Genomic DNA, 8,178 nt, shown 5'->3' on the forward strand with positions numbered 1-8,178 from the left:
TACACACTGACCGTCTTTCAGGTCGATTGCTGGAATAAGTAACATGAGACTGTCTGTTGACTATTCGGGTTGGTGAAGAAAAAAAGTCGGGTTTTCGGTTCAGGGCTTCCAACGAAGGAAATTGGCATAAAGCTGCAAACCATCGTCGGCACTTTTTTCAGGATGAAACTGTGTTGCAAAGATGTTATCCCGTGCAATGGCGCAGGTAAAGCGAACGCCATAATCGGTTTCCCCAGCCACATGCGCCGGGTTTTGTGGATTGGCATGGTAGCTGTGCACAAAGTAGAACCATGCATTGTCGGCCACACCTTCCCACATGGGGTGTTTTTGACATTGTTTAACGCGATTCCAGCCCATGTGCGGCACCTTCAGGCCGCATTCAATGGTGAGCCTGGGGTCAAATTTGATGACCTCGCCCGGGAACAAACCCAGGCAATCAGCTGGGCCTTCTTCGCTGCGGTCAAGCATCATTTGTTCGCCCACACACACCCCAAAGAGCGGTTTGGCTTTTGCAGCATCCATGACAGAGCGCAACAATCCAGACTCACGCAAGGCTTTCATGCAGTCGGGCATGGCCCCCTGCCCTGGCAACACCACGCGGTCAGCGCGGTCGATGGTGGCTGGGTCGCTGCTAATTTGAATAGATTGGCCATCTTGTTTGACGTGCTGCAAGGCTTGGGCCACGGACCGCAGGTTGCCCATGCCGTAATCCACAATAACAACAAGACTCACAATGCGCCCTTGGTGCTTGGAATGGCGCCCTGTTGGCGTTCGTCCACCGCCACGGCCATGCGCAACGCCCGGCCAAAGGCCTTGAACACGGTTTCGCATTGGTGATGGGCGTTGCGGCCTTTGAGGTTGTCGATGTGAAGCGTGCACAGGGCATGGTTTACAAAGCCCTGAAAAAACTCGTAGGTGAGATCCACATCGTAGGTACCAATCATGGCGCGTGTGAATGGCACATCCATCTCCAGGCCAGGGCGACCCGACAGGTCAATGACCACACGCGAGAGTGCTTCATCCAGAGGCACATAGCTGTGGCCGTAGCGCACAATGCCTTTTTTATCGCCCAGAGCCTTGGCAAAGGCCATGCCCAGAGTGATGCCGGTGTCTTCCACGGTGTGGTGCGCATCAATGTGCAGGTCACCCTTGGCTTCGATGTGCAGGTCGAACAAGCCGTGGCGGGCAATTTGTTCGAGCATGTGGTCCAAAAACGGCACCCCGGTGTTTAATGTCTTCTCGCCAGTGCCATCGAGGTTGATGCGCACGGTGATCTGGGTTTCCAGGGTGTTGCGGGTAACTTCTGCGGTTCTCATGGTCAGTGTTCTGTGTTTTATGCGGCCTGCTGGGCCACGTCGTCAATGCTGGCCTGCAAGGCGCTCAAAAATTGTTCGTTCTCGGTGGTGGTGCTCACGGTGACCCGCAAGCAATCGGCCAACAAAGGGTGCGCTTTGCCCACATATTTCACCAAGATACCCCTGTTTTTCAGGGCTTCAAACACTTGCTGGGCATTTGGCAGCCTAAAAAGCACAAAATTGGCGTGCGAATCAAACACTTCCATGCCACCAGCGGGGTTGGGCATGGCTCGCAGCGCCTCGGTGAGGGTTTTTCGGTTGGCCCGCAAATCAGCGGCTTGCGCCTCGAAACACTCAAAATGTTCGAGAGCGAATTCTACGGCAAGGCGTGTGAGTACGTTCACATTGTAGGGGGGCCGCACTTTGTCGATTTGCTCCACCCAGGCGGCGCTGGCCACTGCATACCCAAGGCGCGCGCCTGCCAAACCCAGCTTGGAGAGGGTTCTGAGCACCAACACATTCGGGAATTCGAGCACACGGGCCATGAATGACTGGCTGGCAAAGGCCTCGTAGGCCTCGTCGACCACCACCAAACCCGGGGTTGCTTCAATGACCTGCACGATTTCAGATTCGCGCAGTGCCACCCCCGTGGGGTTGTTGGGATAGGCCAAAAACACCACCTTGGGTTGATTGCTGGCAATGGCCTTCAGCAAGGCGGGCATGTTCAGGGTGAAATCGGGGTTTAAATCCACACCCACAAAACGGGCGTGGCTCCACTGGCTGTATACGCTGTACATCACAAAGGTGGGCACAGGCGACAACACCACATCGCCCGGCATGCAACACGCTCGAATGATCAGGTCGATCAGCTCATCAGACCCATTGCCAAACAGCACCTGCGCAGCCTTGGGAATTTTGGTTCGGCTGCGCAGCGCATCTTCCAGGGCCTGTGCCTTGGGCAGGGGGTAACGGTTCAGCTCAGCGGTTTTGAGCCGTTCGGCCAATTGGTCCAGTAGGTGCGCTGGCATGCCCTGGGGATTTTCCATGGCATCGAGCTTGACCATGCCTTGCGCCGGGGCCACCACATACGCGGCGGTGGCCTGCACATCGGCTCGCACTGTTTTTTGAACGTGGATCATGCTGCGCCTTCAGTCTGCCTTTTTGAATTTGGGCCCCACGCGGTACTCTGCTGAGCGGGCGTGCGCCGGTAAGCCTTCGCCGTAGGCCAACTCAGCAGCCACCTCACCCAAGGTGCTTGCGCCTTCACGGCTTGCAAAAATAATGCTGCTGCGTTTTTGGAAATCGTACACCCCCAAAGGCGAACTAAACCGTGCAGTACCCGCAGTGGGCAACACGTGGTTGGGCCCTGCGCAATAGTCGCCCAAGGACTCGCTGCTGTAGGGCCCCATAAAGATCGCCCCGGCGTGGCGCAATTTGCCCACCCAGGCATCGGGGTCTTGCACGCTCAATTCCAGGTGCTCGGGGGCAATCTGGTTGCTCAGCTCGCAAGCTTCGTCCATGTCGCGCACCTGGATCAGGGCTCCCCGGTTTTTCAGGGATGTCGCAATCACGGTGGCCCGGGGCATGGTGTCCATCAGGCGTTTGATGCTGGCCTGCACATTGTCCAAAAACTCTTTGCTGGGTGAAAGCAATATGGACTGGGCCATTTCATCGTGCTCGGCCTGGCTAAACAGGTCCATGGCGATCCAGTCTGCATTGGTGCTGCCATCGCAAATGACGAGGATCTCGGAGGGGCCTGCGATCATGTCGATGCCCACGGCACCAAACACGCGGCGCTTGGCCTCGGCGACGTAGGCATTGCCCGGCCCCACAATTTTGTCTACGCGGGGCACGGTTTGGGTGCCATAAGCCAGCGCGGCCACCGCCTGTGCACCCCCTATGGTGAATACGCGGTCTACGCCAGCCAGGTGCGCGGCAGCCAGCACCATTTGGTTTTTGACGCCACTGGGGGTGGGCACCACCATCACCACCTCTTGCACGCCAGCCACTTTGGCAGGCACGGCATTCATCAGCACAGACGAGGGGTACGCCGCCTTGCCACCCGGCACATACAGCCCGGCGCGGTCCAGCGGGGTAACACGCTGGCCCAGGCGTGTGCCGTCGGCCTCTGTGAACTCCCAGCTTTCGGCCACCTGACGCTCGTGAAAGGCGCGCACCCGCTGGGCAGCCACTTTGAGGGCGTCGCGCTGGGCGGCATCCAGAGTATCAAAAGCATGCTTGAGTTCGTCGGCGGGAATTTCAAGCTCAGCCACGGAGGCTGCATTCACACGATCAAACTTTTCGGTGAACTCGAGCAGGGCCTCGTCGCCCCGGGTACGCACCGCATGAATGATGTCGGCCACGGCGCTTTCCACATGGGGGTCGCGCTGCTCTTCATAAGCCAGCAGCGCTCTGAACTGCTCGGCAAAGTTGGCATCGGTGGAAGACAGTCGGCGGATTGGGGCATTCATGATTTGTACTACCTGTGTGTAATTACGCGGTCACGGCTTGCGTGAACACATCCAAAATGGGCTGCAAAGCCTCGTACTTCATTTTCAGGGCGGCCTGGTTCACCACCAGGCGAGACGAAATTTCGCAAATTTGCTCAACCTCGACCAATTTGTTGGCCTTTAAGGTAGAACCTGTGCTTACTAAATCAACGATGGCGTCGGCCAAGCCCACCAACGGGGCCAATTCCATGGAACCGTACAATTTGATGAGGTCCACGTGCACGCCCCGGTTGGCGAAGTGCTCGCGAGCGCTGTTGACATACTTGGTGGCAATGCGCAGCCTGGCACCCTGCTTCACCGCACTGGCGTAATCAAAGCCCTCTGGGGCGGCGACACACAGCCGGCATTTGGCAATGTTCAGGTCCAAAGGTTGATACAAGCCAGCACCCGAGTGTTCAATCAATACATCTTTGCCGGCCACACCCAAATCGGCCGCACCATGCTGTACGTAGGTGGGCACATCGGTGGCACGCACAATGATGATGCGAACATCGTCCCGGTTGGTGCCAATAATGAGCTTGCGGCTTTTCTCCGGTGCCTCCAAGGGCACGATTCCCGCCTTTTCCAGCAGGGGCACGGTTTCTTCAAAAATACGTCCCTTGGACAGGGCCAGTGTGATCATGGACTTCGCTTTGCCTTATTCGCTTACACGCTTGACGTCTGCGCCCAGTTTGCGCAGTTTTTCTTCCATTCTGTCATACCCGCGGTCCAGGTGATAAATCCGGTCGATTCGGGTTTCGTCTTTGGCCGCCAGGGCCGCAATCACCAAGCCGGCAGAGGCCCGCAGGTCAGTGGCCATCACGGTGGCACCGTCGAGTTGGGGCACCCCTTTGACAATGGCGGTGTGTCCCTCGATTTCAATGTGCGCCCCCAAGCGCACCAGCTCTTGGACGTGCATAAAGCGGTTTTCAAAAATGGTTTCGTTGATGACGGCGGTGCCGTCGGCCACGCAATTGACAGCCATGAGCTGGGCCTGCATGTCGGTAGCAAAACCCGGGAACGGCGCTGTGCGCGCACCCACAGCCTTGGGCCGCCCAGCCATGCGGGCACGAACACGCTGGCCTTCAACGTCAATGCTCAAGCCAGCCGCGCGCAGCTTTTCAAGGGTTGCGTCCATGCTGGGGGCATCGGCATTGTTCAGCACAATGTCGCCACCACAGGCCGCCACGGCACACAAAAAGGTGCCCGCCTCAATGCGGTCGGGCATGACGGTGTAATCACAGCCGTTGAGTTTGTCGACACCCTGCACGGTGATGGTGTCGGTGCCAATGCCTTCAATTTGGGCGCCCATTTTAAGCAGCATCTTGGCCAGGTCCACCACCTCGGGCTCGCGGGCCGCGTTTTCGATCACTGTGGTGCCATCGGCCAGGGCGGCGGCCATCATGAGGTTTTCGGTGCCGGTCACGGTGACCATGTCGGTCACAATGCGCGCGCCTTTCAAGCGCTTGGCTTTGGCGTGGATGTAGCCTTTTTCAATGTGAATTTCAGCGCCCATGGCCTGCAGACCCTTGATATGCTGGTCCACGGGGCGTTGCCCAATGGCACACCCACCGGGCAGGCTCACGCTGGCTTCGCCGAAGCGGGCCACCAAGGGGCCCAGCACCAAGATGCTGGCTCGCATGGTTTTAACCAGGTCGTAGCTGGCGATGGGTTCAGAAATTTCTTCTGCGCGCAGGGCAAGTTCATTCTCGCCGTGCCAAAAACACTGCACGCCCATGGAGCCCAACAGGCGCAGGCAGGTGTTGATGTCGCGCAAGCGCGGCACATTGCCCACGCGCACAGGGTCGGCTGTCAGCAGGCTTGCACACAAAATGGGCAGGGCGGCGTTTTTTGCGCCCGACACCGACACTTCACCGTGCAAGGGGTTACCACCACGAACCAGAAATGAGTCCATTGAACCGAGGGTCCTTTATGCGTTGTGTTGTGCCCACTCAGCGGGCGTCAACGTTTTCATCGACAGGGCGTGAATTTCTTCCCGCATCCGGTCGCCCAGCACTGCATACACTTTTTGGTGGCGGGCTATGGGGCGCAAACCCTCGAATGCCTTACACACAATCACGGCCTCGAAATGCTGGCCATCGCCGCTGACTTCGAGGTGTTCACAATCCAGGCCCTGCGCAATATAGCCGCGCACGGTTTCAGGCAACAACATGATTTTTCCTATCCTTTTGATTCAATGGCACTATTATCCCCTCAATTTGTAGCCAGAGACCACCATGCGCAACGCAATGGCGGTAAGAACTGCCCAAGCCACCAAGGCCACCGCCAGGCTAAACCAGGGGCTAACGTCGCTGACGCCAAAAAATCCATAGCGAAAGCCGTCGATGAGGTAGAAAAAGGGATTGAAATGCGACACGGTTTGCCACACAGCGGGCAAGGAGTGAATGGAGTAGAACACCCCCGACAAAAATGTGGCCGGCATGATGATGAAGTTTTGAAAAGCAGCCAACTGGTCGAACTTTTCGGCCCATATGCCGGCAATCACGCCCATGGTGCCCAACAAGGCAGAGCCCACCAAGGCGTGGACCAAAATCCACACCGGGTTATAGACATGCACACCCACAAAGGCCACTGTAACCAGCAACACACCCAAGCCCACCGCCAGGCCCCGCGCCACCGAGGCCAGGACATAGGCCGAGAAAAACTCAAGGTGCGACAAAGGCGGCAACAACACAAACACCAGATTACCGGTGATTTTGGACTGAATCAGGCTGGATGATGAGTTTGCAAATGCATTTTGCAGCACCGACATCATGACGAGGCCAGGCACCAAGAAGGCTGCATAACCCACGCCGGGATAGGGCTCCACTTTGCCATCCAACACATGCGAGAAAATCATGAGGTACAGCAACGCTGTGATCACCGGGGCCAGCACGGTTTGGAAACTCACCTTCCAAAAGCGCAGAATTTCTTTTTTAAACAGGGTTTGCCAACCAGTCATTGCTCGCTCCCAGACATGAGTTGAACAAACACCTCTTCAAGATCGGGCTTTTCGATGGCGCAATCCAGCACGTCCAATTGATCTTTACGGCAACGCGCCAAAATGCCCTCAATGTCGGCAGGCGACTGTAGCGCCAGGGTGTACTTGCCCTGGCTTGGCTCACTTTTCAACACCAGGCTTTGCAGGTTTTCTGGCAACACCCCGTTGAGCTGTAGGGTTAGAGTTTGGCTGGCGTGCTTTTTCAGCAGATTGGGGGTGGTGTCCACGGTGAGCACTTCACCCTTTTTCAGCATCGCGATGCGATTGCACAGGGTTTCGGCTTCTTCGAGGTAGTGGGTGGTCAGCACAATGGTGTGGCCTTTTTGGTTGAGGCCGGCAATGAACTTCCACAAGGTTTGGCGCAACTCCACGTCCACGCCTGCCGTGGGTTCGTCCAGAATGATCACCGGGGGCTTGTGCACCAAGGCTTGGGCCACCATCACACGGCGTTTCATGCCGCCAGAAAGCGTTCGCATGTTGCTGTCTGCTTTGTCAGCCAAGGCCAACGAGGCCAATAGCTCGTCAATCCAGTCGTCGTTTTTTTTGATGCCAAAGTAACCGGATTGGAAGCGCAGGGTTTCTCGAACCGAAAAAAAAGGGTCGAACACCAACTCTTGCGGAACAATGCCAATGCTGCGGCGAGCATCTCGGAAATTGGTCACCACATCGTGACCCATGATGCTGGCCGAGCCGCTGGTGGCGCGACTCAAGCCCGCCACGATGTTGATTAGCGTGGTTTTGCCAGCGCCGTTTGGCCCCAACAGGGCAAAAAACTCGCCCTCTTGCACTTGCAGGCTGACGTTGTGCAAAGACCTGAAATTTCCGAAATATTTGGATACCGAGCAAAGCTCAAGCGCGACCGACATGACTGCATGCGCCAGGCGCTGGCGCAACCCTTGTTTAGGAAAACAGTGATTGTACCCCGTAGGCGGCGATCAGGCTTTCCAGTTGGGCGGGTGCGTGCTTGACTTGGAGGGTTTTGTCGGTTTTTAACACCCGTTTGGCGGCCAGCAGCACAGCAATTGCGGTTGAATCAATGTGCTTCACGCCCGAGAAGTCCACCACCGAGTCACCACTCCGCAAGGCAGCGGTGACCTCGGCAATCACTTTGGCGCCATTGCGCACGGTGATCTGATCGGCAGAGATTTTCATGTCAGCCCTGGGCGTTCTTGGCTTTCAGGGTTTGAATCAGACCATCCACACCCGAATTGCTGAGCACGGGGGCAAACTGGGCTTTGTACGAGTCGACCAGCCACAAACCCAATACGCTCAGATCATAGATCATCCATTTGCCGTCTTTCTTTTCAACACGGTAAGCCAGGTCAATGGGGGGAGCGCCTCTTTGAATCACCCGGCTGTTCACGATCACATCGGTATCCTCGGGGCGGGCACG

General features: G+C 57.0%; 11 protein-coding genes. All 11 read right to left on the bottom strand.

The window, feature by feature from the left end:
* Positions 1–99: 99 nt before the first annotated feature.
* Entirely contained in the window at positions 100–732 is a 633-nt protein-coding gene (hisH, locus tag ACEQU8_RS01470) for an imidazole glycerol phosphate synthase subunit HisH (protein WP_370260969.1), read from the bottom strand.
* Positions 729–1,316: an imidazoleglycerol-phosphate dehydratase HisB gene (gene hisB, locus ACEQU8_RS01475; RefSeq protein WP_370260971.1), complete on the bottom strand. Its 588-nt coding sequence runs from the start codon at positions 1,314–1,316 to the stop codon at positions 729–731. The genes hisH and hisB overlap by 4 nt, the downstream gene beginning before the upstream one ends.
* A gap of 17 nt (positions 1,317–1,333) precedes the next feature.
* Complete coding sequence (gene hisC, locus ACEQU8_RS01480; protein WP_370260972.1) at positions 1,334–2,434, bottom strand: histidinol-phosphate transaminase; 1,101 nt, start codon at positions 2,432–2,434, stop codon at positions 1,334–1,336.
* 9 nt (positions 2,435–2,443) lie between these two features.
* Complete coding sequence (hisD, locus tag ACEQU8_RS01485) at positions 2,444–3,766, bottom strand: histidinol dehydrogenase (protein WP_370260973.1); 1,323 nt, start codon at positions 3,764–3,766, stop codon at positions 2,444–2,446.
* Positions 3,767–3,788: 22 nt separating this feature from the next.
* Positions 3,789–4,427, bottom strand: a complete 639-nt coding sequence (gene hisG / locus ACEQU8_RS01490; protein ID WP_370260975.1) for an ATP phosphoribosyltransferase — start codon at positions 4,425–4,427, stop codon at positions 3,789–3,791.
* A gap of 15 nt (positions 4,428–4,442) precedes the next feature.
* Positions 4,443–5,699 (bottom strand): UDP-N-acetylglucosamine 1-carboxyvinyltransferase, encoded by a 1,257-nt coding sequence (gene murA, locus ACEQU8_RS01495; RefSeq protein WP_370260976.1) that lies wholly within the window; start codon positions 5,697–5,699, stop codon positions 4,443–4,445.
* Positions 5,700–5,714: 15 nt separating this feature from the next.
* Positions 5,715–5,957 (bottom strand): BolA family protein, encoded by a 243-nt coding sequence (locus ACEQU8_RS01500; RefSeq protein WP_370260978.1) that lies wholly within the window; start codon positions 5,955–5,957, stop codon positions 5,715–5,717.
* Positions 5,958–5,990: 33 nt separating this feature from the next.
* Positions 5,991–6,746, bottom strand: coding sequence for an ABC transporter permease (locus ACEQU8_RS01505; RefSeq protein ID WP_370260979.1), 756 nt, complete (start codon positions 6,744–6,746; stop codon positions 5,991–5,993).
* Entirely contained in the window at positions 6,743–7,651 is a 909-nt protein-coding gene (locus ACEQU8_RS01510) for an ABC transporter ATP-binding protein (protein ID WP_370260980.1), read from the bottom strand. Before ACEQU8_RS01510 ends, ACEQU8_RS01505 begins: the two co-directional genes overlap by 4 nt.
* A 34-nt stretch (positions 7,652–7,685) precedes the next feature.
* Positions 7,686–7,937 carry a lipid asymmetry maintenance protein MlaB gene (locus tag ACEQU8_RS01515; RefSeq protein WP_370260982.1) on the bottom strand — a complete coding sequence of 84 codons (252 nt, stop codon included), beginning with the start codon at positions 7,935–7,937 and terminating at the stop codon, positions 7,686–7,688.
* 1 nt (position 7,938) lies between these two features.
* The coding region (locus tag ACEQU8_RS01520) for a phospholipid-binding protein MlaC (protein ID WP_370260983.1) at positions 7,939–8,178 on the bottom strand (240 nt) is incomplete at its 5' end.

The sequence above is a fragment of the Limnobacter sp. genome (genome assembly GCF_964228395.1).
Lineage (GTDB): Bacteria > Pseudomonadota > Gammaproteobacteria > Burkholderiales > Burkholderiaceae_B > Limnobacter.